Annotated in this window: 6 protein-coding genes; 4 read left to right on the plus strand and 2 right to left on the minus strand. The window is 64.1% G+C overall.

All coding sequences use genetic code 11. From position 1 onward, the window contains the following. The first annotated feature begins 556 nt into the window (after positions 1–556). The 3 genes from E1200_RS21730 (at position 557) to E1200_RS21740 (ending at position 12181) form a co-directional block, all read left to right on the plus strand. A complete protein-coding gene (locus E1200_RS21730) occupies positions 557–4687 on the plus strand; it encodes a LamG-like jellyroll fold domain-containing protein (RefSeq protein WP_165950404.1) in 4131 nt (1376 codons plus the stop codon). A gap of 111 nt (positions 4688–4798) precedes the next feature. After that, on the plus strand, positions 4799–11911 hold the full coding sequence (locus tag E1200_RS21735) for an RHS repeat-associated core domain-containing protein (RefSeq protein ID WP_131953900.1): 7113 nt from the start codon (positions 4799–4801) through the stop codon (positions 11909–11911). A gap of 9 nt (positions 11912–11920) precedes the next feature. Continuing rightward, positions 11921–12181 carry a hypothetical protein gene (locus E1200_RS21740; RefSeq protein WP_131953901.1) on the plus strand — a complete coding sequence of 87 codons (261 nt, stop codon included), beginning with the start codon at positions 11921–11923 and terminating at the stop codon, positions 12179–12181. A gap of 501 nt (positions 12182–12682) precedes the next feature. Here the strand turns inward: E1200_RS21740 and E1200_RS21745 are convergent. Both E1200_RS21745 and E1200_RS21750 read right to left on the minus strand, forming a co-directional pair. Beyond that, the gene (locus E1200_RS21745; protein WP_243708740.1) at positions 12683–12934 is read right to left on the minus strand and encodes a DUF397 domain-containing protein; all 252 of its coding nucleotides are present in this window, start codon (positions 12932–12934) and stop codon (positions 12683–12685) included. Continuing rightward, positions 12931–13746: a helix-turn-helix transcriptional regulator gene (locus E1200_RS21750; protein ID WP_243708741.1), complete on the minus strand. Its 816-nt coding sequence runs from the start codon at positions 13744–13746 to the stop codon at positions 12931–12933. The genes E1200_RS21745 and E1200_RS21750 overlap by 4 nt, the downstream gene beginning before the upstream one ends. 237 nt (positions 13747–13983) lie before the next feature. On the opposite strand from E1200_RS21750, the gene E1200_RS21755 reads away from it, so the two are divergent. Further along, a complete protein-coding gene (locus tag E1200_RS21755) occupies positions 13984–14274 on the plus strand; it encodes a hypothetical protein (protein ID WP_131953903.1) in 291 nt (96 codons plus the stop codon). Positions 14275–14618: the final 344 nt, after the last annotated feature.

Raw genomic sequence — 14618 nt, forward strand, 5'->3', positions numbered from 1 at the left:
ACCCGCAACCGTCCCGAGCCCGCCATGCCCTCCCGCGCGGCGCGAGTTCACGACCGGCCCGGATGGTCCCCCCGCTCAGGCCGAACGGAAAACACAAGGCCGACCCGTCGTCCCGTCCTGACGTGAGCGAGTAGGCTCTTATAGTGGTTTTCCGCGCTCGTCAAGTGCGTTTTATCTGTCCTCATCGACAGTAGTGCGGCCGGTTCAGGAAAGCTCTCTTGCTTTTTCGAGTAGCTATGGCTAGGTGCCCAACTGTACGGAGAACGTCTCCGCTTGCACTCATCGAGTCACTGAGCGTTGTATTTCCGGAAAAGGGTCAGTGTTAGACGCCAGCCCTCTTCTGGCAGTTTACCGACATCTTGGTGATCTAGATCACACGCGAAGATCGTCGGCGAAGCCTTTTCAGTGGCTAATGGCAGGGTTATGTTGAGGCCGTTTTGACAACCCTCCGCCTTATGAGGTCTCTATGGGCCTTCGGGTCGCGCGTCCCTGTCGTCCTGCTGTGCGGTCGCTACTGTGGCGGCGTCCAGCTGGAATGGCCCGTGTTCTGACATTGGTGTTGGTCGCCGGATTGCTTCCCGCCCTCGCGGTGGGGACGCTGCCCGAAACCGCAGCTCACGCCGATGAGCCGAAAGCAGAGGCGAGCGAGGAGAAGGCGCTCGCGGCGGCGAAGCGATCAGGCGAGCCGGTGGAAATCACCTCCAGGCGCGGTGAAACCCGCACTGTGCGCGCGCTGCCGAATGGTCGCATCGAGGTCGAAGAGCGTTTGCAGCCCATCCGTGCACGTCAGGGCGGCAAATGGGTCAGTATCGATACCAGTTTGCGTCGGTCGGGATCCGCCGTGATTCCGGCCGCGACCACCGTCGGGCTGAAGTTCTCCAGCGGCGGAGACGGCCCCCTGGTGCAGATGACCCGGGCGGGCCGCACGCTGGCACTATCATGGCCGAAGCCGCTGCCCGCGCCGACCCTGGACGGCGACACCGCCGTCTATGAGGGCATCGCCGGCCCTGACGTCGATCTCCGCCTGCGGGCCCAGGCGGACGGATTCGCGCACGTCCTGGTTGTCAAGACCGCCCAGGCGGCCAAGAGCCCGCTGGTGGCCAAGCTGGCCTTGGCTATGTCGACGAACCGCCTGGCGGTCGACGAGGAGCAGGGGAGCGGGGTGCTGAAGGCCACCGACCCCGGCTCGGGCGCGGTGGTGTTCGAGGCGCCGTCCCCAATGATGTGGGATTCCTCACAGGCAAAACCCGCGGAGGGTAGTGCGCCGCCCGCCCGTGCTCGGGTGAAGGCCGATCCGGTCGAAGAACCGGCCGAGGGCGCCAAGACGGCGCTTGTCGATGTGGCGGTCGGCAGCGGCAAGCTGACCTTGACGCCCGATCAGGGTCTGCTGACGGCACCGGACACGGTGTTCCCGGTGTACATCGATCCGGTGTGGACCACGAACAAGGCGTCCAGTTGGGCGATGGTGTCCTCGGGCTGGCCGAGCCAGTCGTATTACAAGTTCGCCGGCAACTCCACCGAGGGAGTCGGGCGCTGCGAGGTCGGCCTGGATCCCAACTGTGTGAAGAACCAGACCAAGCGGCTGTTCTTCCGGATGAAGCTGCCGGCGGTCAAGGGCCGCTACATCCAGAACGTGGAGTTCACCGCCTTCGAGACCAGCGCCTACAACTGCGACAACCCGACCGGCGTCCAGCTGTGGCGCACCAGCACCCTGGTCTCACACGCCACTTGGAACAACACCGTGGGCACGTGGGGCAATGGCGGTGCGTGGGGCGAGCATCTGACCTCGCGTGACGTGGCGTACTGCTCCCGGGCTCCGGTGGAGTTCGGTGGCGCGAACCTGCGGTCCCACGTGCAGGACGCGGTCAACAAGGGCTACGGCACGATCACACTGGGTCTGAAGGCCTACAGCGAGTCATCGATGGCGTGGTGGAAACGGTTTGCCGATGACGCGTACCTGCGGGTGCAGTACAACAACCCGCCCCATCAGCCCGACACCGACTCGATGTACGCCAACCCGGGCAGCGAATGCGTAACGGCCAGTCAAGCCGAACCGGTCAACGATATCCCTACGGTGTACGCCTACCTTTGGGATCCCGACAATGAGGATAAGAACAAGGTCCGAGGCCAGTTCACGCTGCACTGGGCGAACAACGCCGACGGGTCGGACTGGGGCGAGAAATGGACCTCGGGGCTGACACCGGCGAAGACCAGGGGCAGCAAGTTCGAGATGCCGCTGCCGTCCACGATTCCGCAAGGAACGCTGATCGGCTGGGGCGTGCGAGCATGGGACGGCGAGCAATGGGGTCCGTGGAGCTACGCGGGCGCCCAAACAGGCTGCTACTTCTACTACGACCCCGCGATTCCCGGTGACCCGATCATTACCTCGACCGACTACCCAGAAGACGACGCCTGGCACGGCGGCATCGGAGAACCGGGAACATTCACCATCTCCGACTCCGAGGGCGTCGCGGATCGATACGTGATCTCACTGAACGGCGTAGAAATACAAACAGTGCCGACCACGGCCGGCGCTGCCCAGCAGGTCGAGATCGCACCGACCCGCTCAGGCCCCAACATACTGTCCGTACATACACTCGCACCCTCCAATCAGAACGGAGGGGTCGAATCCTATGAGTTCCGTGTGAACACCGGCTCGGACCCGGTGGCCAGATTCACCATGGACGAGGGTGCCGGCTCGACTGCGGTGGCCTCCACAGGCCCTGGCAGGCCGGCGCGGCTCCACGGCTCGGCGACCCTGGGTGATGTCGGCAGGAACGGCACCGCGCTGACGCTGGACGGCATCGACGATTACGCCGAAAGCACCTTGCCGATCGTTGACACCGGCGAGAGCTTCACAGTGTCGGTCTGGGCCAAACCCACCCAACGCAAGCAGGGCGATCTCCTGGCGCAGGTCGGAACATTGCAACAGGGGTTCAATCTGGGTATGCAGCCCGATGGTGAAGCCACTTTCGAGTGGCCGACCCTTGACAACGAGAATGGCGGGCCCTGGCAGCAGGCGATGGATGACGTCCCGCTTCCGCTCGGACAGTGGAGCCATTTGATCGGCGTTTACGACAAGACCGCTGCGCAGATGCGGCTTTATGTGAACGGCGACCTCCAGGCGACCACGGATGGGGTTGCGCCCATGCAAGCCCACGGGCCGCTCCAGATCGGCCGGAGTCTCTACAACGGCAACTTCGTGGCCTACTGGCCGGGGTCGATCGACGACGTCCGCGTATTCACCCAACCGCTGTCGGACGCGCAAGCCCAGCAGCTCTATGGCGGGACCGTTGCTGCGGGAACGGGCCTTGTCGCCCACTGGAACATGGACGAGGCGGCGGGCAAGCCACGGGTGTACAGCCCGGCCAGCCCGTTCACGGCCACCGTGCACAATGGCGCCGTCCTCGGCGCGGAAGGGCAGGAGAACGGCGCGCTCCGACTGGACAACACCGCCCACCAGTACGCCGCGACCGAGCGGCCAGTCGTCAACACCCTGCGCAGCTTCACGGTCTCGGCATGGCTGAAGGCCGACGGATCGGCCACCTCGCCCACCAGGAACTTCACGGCGGTGTCGGCGCGCGGTGCCAGCAAGAGCGGGTTCTACCTCAAATACGTCGAGGAGACCGGACGATGGGTGTTCGCGCGGACAGCGCATGACAGCGACGAGCTGGGTTGGTACCAAGCCACCTCCAAAGATCCCGCCCAGACCGATGAGTGGACGCACGTCGTCGGAGTATGGGACGCGCTCGCTAAGCGCCTCCGGATCTATGTGAATGGTGAGAAAGGCACGGACAGCCCCGTGGCGACCTCACGCTGGCTGGCCACCGGCGGCCTGGAGATCGGGCGCGCCCAGTGGGGAGGCAATCCGGTCGACCACTGGGCGGGCCTCATCGACGACGTCCGCGTCTATGACCGGATCGTCAGTAAGCAGGAGGTTGAGGAGTTGCTTACTCAGCACCCCGTGCTGAAGGCCCGCTGGGTGCTGAATGAGGAGCCGGTCGAGAACCATTACAAGGGACCGGCAGGTGCGCCTGCGCTCACTCCGCACAATGGCGCGGCCATTGTCGCGGGTTCCGGAATCGGGTGGGCCGCACCGGCGAGCCTGCAACTCGATGCCGCGTCCAAGGCGTTCGCCGAGAGCGCGGCGTCGGTGGTGGAAACCAATCGCAGCTTCACGGTTACCGGCTGGGTCCATCCCTTGGGGCGTCCTCAACAACCCGTGACCGTCTTCTCCCAGGCCGGCCAGAACGCCAACGCGTTCGCCCTCCGCTACGTGCCGGGCGCGGATCCGGCGGAGCAGGGGAGTTGGCAGATCGAGATGCGCAACAGCGACGATGCCGCTGCAGAGCCAATCACGGCCGTTCACGGAGTTTTCGATCCGGATGACTGGATGCACGTGGCCATCGTCTACGACGCGCTACGCGATCGCGTGAGCCTGTATGTCAAGGGTGAGCTCTACCAGACTTCCGAAGGAGTCTCGCAGGAGGGCCAGGTCCAAGGCTTCAAGACCGAAGGTGCCGTCCTGCAGGTCGGACGCAGCAAATTCGGGGCGACGGACGGTTCTGGGACCGAGTTCTTGTCAGGAGCTATGGACGACATCTGGGTGTATCAGGGCGCGCTGACCCGAGAACAGGTGACCCGCCTGGCGATCTTCGACGACATACCGACCGAGGCGGGCCCATGACCCGCCCGCCTCGTCCGGACCGGGGCCCACTCTGGGGACCTTGGCCCGGACGGACCGGATGCCCGCCACTGCCCTTTCTGACTCCCTGATTCGTAATCCGCTCCGGATGGTGTGCTGGAGGACGTCGTGAACGCTGGCCGGAAGGTCTCTGGTCGCAGCCATGGCAAGACGTTGGTGCTGGGTTCGGGGCGGCTCCTGAGCACTACCGCGGTCGTGATGGCGGTCGTGATGCCGGCCGGGCTGCTGTCGGCGTCGCCGGCGCTTGCGGATCCGCCGAGCTCGGGACGTCCCACGGTCGACGACCACCAAGAGCCTGTCGACGGCAAGGCTCTGAAGGTCAGGCCGCGCAAGCCGGATCCGGCGACCAAGCCGGGCCCGGTGGCCAGAACGGTACGACCGGCGTCCGGGAGCGCCGAGGTCGAGGTCCCCACCGGTTCCCAGGCCGCACGCGCCGCCGGGAACCACGGTGCGGAGAAGGCCGGCGACCTCCCGATCGAAATTCTCCCGCCGGCCGACCAGAAACGCGGACGAAGCCGCGTGGAATGGGCTGACCGAGTGCGGGTCCAGGTCCTGGATCGTGATGCCGCTCGCGCCATGGGTGTGGACGGATTGGCGTTCACAGTGGCTCGTACCGATGCCCCGACGTCCGGTCGGGTGCGGCTGCGGCTCGGCTACTCGAAGTTTGAGCAGGCGTTCGGTGGCGCCTATGGGGCCCGGCTGCGGCTGATGCGGTTGCCGCAGTGCGCCCTGACCACACCGGCCGAACCGGGATGCCGCACACCCGTCCCGCTCGAGACGGTCAACGACGGCGAGGGCAAGACTCTGACCGCCGAGGTGGAGGCCGCGCCGACCGCCAAGTCCGGGTCTTCCGCAGCCGCCTCCGCGCAAGGAAACGCGACGCTGCTGGTCGCGGCCGCGGATTCCGGAAGTTCGCAGGGCGATTACAAGGCGACATCGTTGAGTCCTTCGGCGACCTGGGAGGCCGGCGGTAGTGCCGGTGACTTCACGTGGTCGTATCCGATGCGGGTGCCGCCGGTGCCCGGAGCACTGACACCGAAGGTCGCGGTCTCCTATTCCTCGGGCAGTGTGGACGGGCGTACTGCCAATACCAATGGGCAGCCATCGTGGGTCGGGGAGGGCTTCGACCTGTGGCCGGGCTTCATCGAACGCCGCTACAAGTCGTGCAAGGAGGACGGCGCACCCAAGGACGAGTGGGGAAACTCGCCCGGGGACCAATGTTGGGCCTACGACAACGCGACCGTCGCCTGGAACGGCCAGGGCGGAGAGCTGATCAAGGCTTCCGACGGCACGTGGCGAATGAAGAACGACGACGGCACCCGGTTCGAGAAGCTCGCAAGCAACTCGAACAACAACGGTGACAACAATGGCGAGTACTGGAAGGTCACCGCCACAGACGGCACCCAGTACTACTTCGGCCTCAACCGCGTTCCCGGATGGACGTCCCAAAAGCCGGAGACCAACTCGGCATGGACATTGCCGGTGTTCGGCAACGACTCCGGGGAGCCATGCCACGAATCGACCTTCGCGAACTCATCGTGTCAGCAGGCTTACCGGTGGAACCTCGACTACGTCGTCGACCCCGGCGGCAACGCCATCCTGTACACCTACGGCAAAGAGATCAACCATTACGGCCGCAATCTCAAACCCGAGGATGAGACCGCCTACGTCCGCGGCGGCTTCCTGAAGACGATCTCCTACGGACTGCGCAAGGACGCGTTGTTCGCCAACGCGCCGGCGCAGGTCACCTTCACCACCTCCGAACGCTGCATCCCGGACGCGAACTTCGACTGCGCCCCGTCCAAGATCGACGACAACCCCGACAAATGGTGGGACGTTCCCTGGGACCTGAACTGCAACTCCGGCCAGGAATGCAAGGACGACCACGGGGCCATCGCGCCGTCGTTCTGGTCCCGCAAGCGGCTGACGAAGGTCACGACCCAGATCCTCAAGCCGGACGGATCCGGGTACCGGCCGGTGGACTCATGGTCGATGAACCACGACTGGGGCCTGGCCGACGTTGAACGCGACCTGTTGCTGGAGGAGATAGAGCACACCGGCCACTCGGCGACCGACGGTGGTGGCGCGGTGACAATGCCGAAGGTCACCTTCAACCACGTCCAGATGCCCAATCGCCTGGACGAGACCGGCGACGACATCCTGGCCTACTACCGCTACCGGCTCGGCGCCATCTACGACGAAGCGGGCGGACAGCTCGACATCGCCTATTCCGACACCGACTGCAGCCTGTCGAACAAGCCGACCCCGGAGACCAACACCACCCGCTGCATGCCGGTGATCTGGCAACCTCCGGGCCGGGAGGAGCCGATCACCGACTGGTTCCACAAGTACGTGGTGACGTCCGTCATCCAAACCGACCGCACTGGGCTTGCCCCGGACATGGCCACCAAGTACGAATACGTGGGTGGTGCGGCCTGGCATTTCGACGACGATGACGGCCTGACCAAGGAGAAGGACAAGACCTGGTCGCAGTGGCGCGGATACGGCCACGTCCGCACATTCACCGGCAACTTCACCGACCCCGCCACTCAGTCCGACACCTACTACATGCGCGGCATGGACGGGGACCGAAAAACCAGGTCAGGTGGGACAAAGTCGGTCTCAATATCCGATGGAGAGGGAGGCAGCTATACCGACCACAACGCTCTCGCCGGGTTTCCGCTCAGAACGGTGGAATACACCGAGCCCGGCGGCAGCGTGCACTCCAAAACGGTCAACAGCCCGTGGCGGGTGCAGACGGCTTCCCGAACCCGGTCCTGGGGCACCGTCACCGCGAACGTGATCGGCGTGGACACCGCCCGGACCTGGACGGCCAAGGACGGCGGCGGCTGGCTGCAAACCAAGGTCGACAACACGTTCAAGGACGCCGGCTCCGGCCCCGATCCCGGTGTTGGACGCGTTACCTCTGTCAACGATCTCGGTGATGTGACCACCGACGCCGACGACAAGTGCACCCGGACCACCTATGCCGACAACGCCGGCGCATGGATGGTGGACTATCCAGCTCGCGTGGAGACCGTCGCGGTCGCCTGCACAGCCACAGCCGACCGCCCGGAACAGGTCATCTCCGATGTCCGGACCTTTTACGACGACCAAGCTCATGGCACCGGTCCGACGAAGGGCCAGGCGACCAAAGTCGAGGACATCACCCGCTACGACGGCGGCACTCCGGTCTACGCGACGAAGGTCGAGAACACTTACGACGCCTACGGCCGCGTCACGCAAAGCGAAAACGTCCTCGGCCAAGTGACGGCGACCAGCTACACCGAAACACAGGGGCTCACCACCAAGGTGACCACGACCACGCCGCCGGCGAACCCCGCCGATTCGTCCTCGACGCTCACCTCAAGCCAGGAACTCGACCCCGCATGGGGGCTACCGATCCGCACGACCGACGCCAACAGCCAGGTCACTGATCTGGTTTATGACGGTCTGGGACGGCTGCGAAAAGTATGGCGGCCCGATCGGTCCAAGGCCGACGACCACGACCCCAGTCACGAATACAAGTATCAGTTCACCGACGGACAGATCGTCGCGGTCACCTCAAAGGCCATTGTCGCCGGCAGCCTGCGTGTCACCGGCATCAGCCTTCTGGACGGATGGCTGCGGCCCCGGCAGACGCAGTCCCCCACCCAGGCGTTGGAGGGCCAGTCGAGACGGCTGATCACCGATACGTTCTACGACGACCGCGGCCAGGTCGTCAAAACCTATGCGACCTATCCGGCCACGGGCGCCCCTGAAGCGGCGTTGTTCGGCGTCGGGACACCGGGCGCCGTAGAGACCCAGACCCGCACCAGCTATGACGGGATGGGCCGCCCGACCGTCCAACGTCTCACGACCGGCAACGGATCCCAGCCGGACGCGGAATTGTGGCGCACCACCTACGACTACGGAGGCGGCAACCGCGTCTCGGTCACCCCACCCGACGGCGCCACCCCCACCACCCAGATCACCAACGCTCTCGGGCAGGTCATCGAACGGCGCCAGTACAAAGCTTCCACTCCCACCGGCGGCTATGACGCCACCACCTACGCCTACACTCCCGCGGGCCAGATCTCCTCGGTGACCGACCCGTCCGGCAACGTCTGGTCCAATACCTACGACCTGCGCGGCCGCAAGACTCAGTCCACCGACCCCGACAAGGGCACCACGCTATTCAGTTATGACGAGCTCGACCGCCTCACCTCCACCACCGACGCTCGCGGCAAGGCCGTCTTCGCCAACTACGACGGCTTGGGCCGAGTCACCGACACCCGCGAGGGCTCTGCTAGCGGCAGCAAACTGACCTCTTTCACCTACGACACCGTCACGCGAGGCAAAGGCCGGTTGGCCAGCGCGACACGCCACCGCAACGGCGCCCAGTACACCAGCAACGTCCGTAAGTACGACGAGCTGGGACGCGTTCACACCGCCACCGTCACCATTCCCTCAGTTGAAGGCGTACTGGCGGGAACGTATTCATCGGTGGCTGAATACAACAGCGACGGCAGCGTCCAGTCCTTCCGGCCACCTGTCGCCGGCGGCCTGCCCTACGAAACCCTCAGCTACAGTTACGACGATTTCGCCCGTCCTACCAAGCTTTCGAGTGACCTGCACACCTACATTGGTAATATCTCCTACCGGGCTACCGGCGAAGTCGAGATCGTCGACTACGGGTCCGTGGGGAAACGCGCCTTTCAGACTTTCGAATATCAGCACGGCACCCGCCGGCTCGACCGCGCGGCCACGTCCCGCGAGAACATCGGGGGTTCCGCCCGCGCCGCCACTTACCATTACACCGATGCGGGGACCATCACTTCCATCACCGATGTCTCCCATGACGGCGTCGACAACCAATGCTTCAGCTATGACCCGCTCCAGCGCCTCACCCAAGCTTGGACGCAAGGCACCACCGATGAGTGTGCCGCCGAACCCGCCGACAATCTCATCGGCGGCCCGGCCCCGTACTGGCACACCTTCACCTACGACAAGGCCGGCAACCGCACCAAGGAGACCCAGCACGGCATCGGCGGCGACACCGACACCGTCCGCACCTACACCTATGCCGCCCCAGGCCAGGGCAGCCGACTCAACACACTCGTCCACACCGGCCCGGAAGGCGACCGCACTCAGACTTACGGCTACGACGCCACCGGCAACACCACATCCATCCAAACCACTGAAACCCCCGGCTCCAGCACGAAGACCTTCGAATGGAACACCGAAGGCGAACTGGCCAAGTCCACCGAAGAAGGCAACGACGTCACCTTCGTCTACGACGCCGGCGGCAACCGCCTGATTCGCAAAGACCCCACCGGCTCAACCCTTTACCTTCCTGGTGGAACCGAACTCCGGGCCTACAACGGCGCCAGCACCGCCACGGGCACCCGCTATTACGAGCTCGGTGGCCAGCCTGTCGCGATGCGTACCGCCGACGGCACCGTCACCTACCTGACCAGCGACCACCACGGCACGGCGCAGATCGCGGTGAACGCCACCACCCAGGCCGCCACCGTCCGCCGCTTCACGCCCTTCGGCGCCGTCCGCGCCTTGGACGACGACGCCACCTGGCCTAACGACAAGGGCTTCCTCGGAGGCACTCAGGAACCCACCGGCCTCACCCACCTTGGCGCCCGCGATTACGACCCCGACACCGGCCGCTTCATCTCCGTCGACCCCGTCCTGAATCAGGCCGACCCCCAGCAGATGAACGGCTACACCTACGCCAACAACAGCCCCGTCACCTTCTCAGACCCGACCGGAACCTGCCCAGGCAACTCCTGCTCCGCTGACTTCGCCTACACCGGCCCACACCGCAGAGCCCCCAAGAGGAACGTGTCACGAGGCTGGTCCTCTGGCGGGTCCTCAAGAGTGACTCGCGTAATGGCCACGTTCGGTGATTGCGCCAACGCCACAGATGTTGCGACAGGCCGGTGCGAGATGGAGAGAATGATCAGAGAAGGGCTGGCTCTGAACGACCCAGGCCCGCCGCCCACAAAGGGCTGGCGCCCTGTGCTAAAAGATGCACTTGATCTAATCTTCGGCATCGGTGACATCCGGGATTGCCTTACCGGCAAGAGTGCTGGCGCATGTGGGTGGACCGCAATTTCGTTCGTCCCAGTCGTCGGTAAGCTATTCAGGCCGGGAAGTAAGTTCCTCCGCTCAATCATGAAGCAGTTGACGAAAAAGGGGAACGACACTCCGGATTCGCCGAAGGGTTCCACAGGTGGGCCCTCAGCAGATCCTCCTCCCGCGAACAAGGCATCTCCGAAGCAGCCGACAAAAGGATCGACGCCTGCCGGGCCTTCGCCAAGGAAATCCGCGCCCGCAAGACCTGATCCGGATCAGTGCAACAGCTTCGTCCCGGGAACACCGGTTCTCCTCGCCGATGGTGACCATCGGGTCATCGAAGACATTCGAGTCGGCGACAAGGTCTTGGCCACAGATCCGGAAACCGGAGAAACCAGCCCTCAACCGGTCCTCGGCACCATCACCAGCAAGGGTGATAAGGACCTCGTCCGGATCACTGTCAACACCGACGCCCCAGCCCGTTTCCGGGTGGCTGGAGAGGTGCCGCAGCATAGCCTCACCGAGAGCCGCAACCTCGAGGCCGCCAGCAGCGGCGTCGTCATCGCCACTGAAGACCACCCATTCTGGGTAGCCGGCGACATCAACACCTGGGTCAAGGCCACCGATCTCGAACCTGGAATGTGGCTTCGCACCAGTTCTGGCACTCACATCCAACTCACTGCAATCAAGCACCGGGTCGCGCAAGACCAACGCGTTCACAACCTCACCATCGCCAACCTCCACACGTATTACGTGCTGGCGGGAGCGATCACAGCGCTCGTTCACAATTGCGGCACCGGGCCTGATGGGCTGATCGACCTTGATCACGCGTCTCAATCCGGGGCTCACCTTGATAAGGGTGATTATTCAGTTGCAGGCCGCTCGTTGCAGAAGCATTCGAACCGAAGAGGTACCGGAAGTAATTGGCCGACGCCTTCTGGGGTTCAAAATCCAGCTGCCTGGAACAGGGCCGGGCAGGATTTGTTGGATGAGATCTTGACGAGCCCCGATTCGGTTGCTCACCTTGGATATGGTCGAATTGGCGGGCAGTGGCAGGACAGTATTGATGTGCGCCTTTTGGATGGGCGGGGAGCGCGGTTCGATCTAAATGGCAACTTCTCTGGATTTCTAGACTAGGAAACACTCATGAGGTATGAGATCTTCGCAGATCGCAGAATCCAAGTCATCGATATCGATGATGTTGGTGGCGAGCATGTTCTGGAGTTCGTTGATCCCAATGTCGACCCGGACGGCGCTGTTCTTGCCGTTTATAGTGTGTCCAATGACTGGTCGAGGGCGCGAGTGAGTATCAGCCCAAAGGTCGAAGATGTGTCCGTTGAATTCATGAGTTGGGCCCTGCAAATAGCCCAACGAACGTTCTCGGCCCCTGGCACTGACGGCGCATGACCGTATTACCGGGCGGGGGTCTTGTGTCCTGCAGGACGGCTCAAGGCGTAGGAGGCTCCGGCTGCGCCCGGCGCGAAGGTCTACCCTCTATCCGCCGATGGTCAATCGGGCGGTGATCGCTCGTCCATTCGGTGGGCCCATCGCACACCGAAGGGATCGCTGCGGCGGCATGAAGGAATTACACTTAGGTTATGCCTCGCTAATTCTGCGTGATGAGGCCATCGGCAAGACCATCACTGTAGGCCAAGGGGTATCTTTTCATCTTCCCAGGCCTGAACGATCACCTTACGTTGTATTGAGGCTTAGTATCATTGGTGTCGACATTCGACATAATGGATGGAGGTGGCTTCGGGTTGAGAAGTTTGAGTGCGGAATGGACGAAGTATTTGTGCAGTACAGTGTGGCGAGTTCGAGAGCATTTTTGTCCATCCGTAGGTGTTGTCAGCTCGGCCGGTTTCGGCCGGGTCGGGTGGTCGCCGGGGCCCAAATTTTGCTCATTCTCTATTTGGTAAAAAAGTCGAATTCGTTGTTGCGGATGCCGGCTAGGAAGGCTTCCCATTCGGGGCGGGTGTAGAGGATTACTTCGGCGTCCGGGCGTTGGCTGTGGCGGACGGCTACGCGCTCCGTGCCGTCCAACACGGGTCCTGCCTCTACGCAGTTGCCGCCGCCGTTGGGGCTGTAGCTGCTGATGCGCCAGGCAACGTGTGCGCGTTCCTCGGTGGTCAGGGTGCGGCGTGGTTCCGTCGTGCTCAACGCTCCTCCTCCGCGATCGCAGTGATCATCTCGACGGATTCGGCCGGCTCCAGAGCCATGGCCATATGGCCATCGTAGGCATGCAGGAATCGCGATATGTCGGGCGCTTCGGTGTAGATCGCACCCGCCAGGGTCTCCGTGTAGGCCACGTCGGGGAACGGGGTCGGCATCTGGAAGACCTCGAAGCTCCCGTAGACGCTTGCCAGTCTCCCAGCGGCCAGTGGAAGTACTCGGATGTCCACAGTCGGCGACGTCGAGAGCGTGACGAGGTGCCGGAGCTGATCGTAGGTGACGCTTGGTGTCCCTACCCGGCGACGTAGGACGGCCTCGTCGAGGATGGCGGTCACACGGGGTGGGTCGCTTTTGTTGAGGACCTGTTGGCGCGTCATGCGGAGTTCGTGCCAGCGCTGGAGTTGCTCCTCCGTGGCATCTGGCTCGTCTGCCTGGATCACATGTTCGGCGTACGCGGGCGATTGGAGGAGTCCTGGCACGACAATCGCCGCGTATGACCGGATGTGGGTAGCACGGGATTCCAGCCAGACGTAGTCGATCAGAGAGGCTACGACGTCGTCGGTATAGCCGTCCCACCAGCCCTTTTGCCAGACGTCCTTGCTGAGACTCAGCAGCTTCTCGCGATGCGCCGGGTCAGAGGCGCCGTACAGGTCGAGAAGTGCGAGCAGGTCTGGGCGCCGGATCGGGTAAAAGCCGGTCTCGTACCGGCTGAGCGTCGCGGTGTCGCGTTGCAGGTACTCGGCGGCCTCCTTGAGGAGGATTCCCTTGCTGTCGCGCAGTTCGCGGAGTTGCTGGCCCAACCACTGCGAACGCAGCGTTCCCGGCCTGGGTGTAGCCGCCATCCTTCGCCTTCCAAGATCGGCCGCGGTTGCTCTGAGCGAATTACCCGAAGCAACTTGCCCTGTGCTGTGTGTGCTGCGACTATACCGAGAGTGCCCGGATGGATGCAGTGAGTTCTGCAAGGTGAAGAAGGCCGGGACGGATCAACGCTTGGCGGCAACGTCCGTCCCGGCCGGTCGCTCGGAAGGGAGCACCCGATGGATGACATCCACGAATCCGAACAACCGACTGTCTACCACGCGGACGAAGTCGAGCGGGTCGTGGCGCTCGTTGGGGGTGCTGCGCCGAGGCTCTTCGCCCTCGTGCGGGAGGACTGCGGCGAGGACGACGTGGTGGTGGAAGAGGTTCTGGCGTACGGGATCGCGATGCCGGACGGGTCGGCCGCCACCGTGCCGCTCAGTGGACGGGGGTTCGGGCGGTGGCTCACGCCCGTGAGCGCGTCGCGTCGGATGCTTTCGGAGCTGGTCTGGCTCTCGCCCGAACGGTGAGCGCACCGCGAGTCCGCGCGTCGCCAAGTAACCCGGGTTGGACGCCCGGAGGTCGGCCTGGGCCTTCTTGCTGCGGGAAGCAGCACGGTCCCGGCACGGCGTGTGCGGCGGTTCGTTGAGGTCGTCGGTTTCCGGCCGAGGTCGATAACGGGCTGGGTGTCCGCGTTGTGGTCGTCTTCCTGACCAGGGCGGTGGCGTGTCGGTCGGGGAGGCGTCAGGATGCTGGGGTGAGTTTGCCGCCTGGTTCGCCGCCTCCTGGGATGCCGTCGCCGTTTCGAGGTGGGGGGCCGCCGCCGGGGATGCGGGCTGCGTCCGGGGTTCCGGAGGCGCGAGGGGGACCGGGG

It is taken from the genome of Actinomadura sp. GC306 (genome assembly GCF_004348665.1).
Classification (GTDB): Bacteria; Actinomycetota; Actinomycetes; order Streptosporangiales; family Streptosporangiaceae; genus Spirillospora.

Excerpts from the sequence above, each read along its gene's own strand:
- E1200_RS21740 (WP_131953901.1), top strand. The coding sequence starts at position 11,921 with ATGAGGTATGAGATCTTCGCAGATCGCAGAATCCAAGTCATCGATATC.
- E1200_RS21755 (WP_131953903.1), top strand. The coding sequence starts at position 13,984 with ATGGATGACATCCACGAATCCGAACAACCGACTGTCTACCACGCGGAC.